We start from the raw sequence: 250 nt of genomic DNA on the forward strand, positions 1-250 counted from the left end.
GCGGCGGCCTCGCGCTGTCCGCCCGATCGCTGCGCCGCGCGCTCGCGCGCGTGCCGCTCGTCGTCGCGCCGGACGCGCGGCGCTACGCGAACTGGTTTGAGGATCTCGGTTGCGAAACGCTGGCCGATCTGCAGCGCTTGCCTCGCGCCGGGCTGAAGAAGCGCTGCGGCACGCAGCTGCTCGACTGGCTCGACCAGGTCGCCGGCACCGCGCCGGCCGCCTACGAGTGGCTCGAAATGCCGCCGTCGTT

The 250-nt window shown here is 73.6% G+C and carries 1 pseudogene; it reads left to right on the forward strand.

Annotation, left to right across the window (positions count from 1 at the left end):
• Nucleotides 1-250 (forward strand): annotated as a pseudogene (locus SB771_RS36000) (DNA polymerase Y family protein); the annotation flags it as partial.

The organism is Burkholderia sp. SIMBA_051, assembly GCF_046534915.1.
Classification (GTDB): Bacteria; Pseudomonadota; Gammaproteobacteria; order Burkholderiales; family Burkholderiaceae; genus Burkholderia; species Burkholderia ambifaria.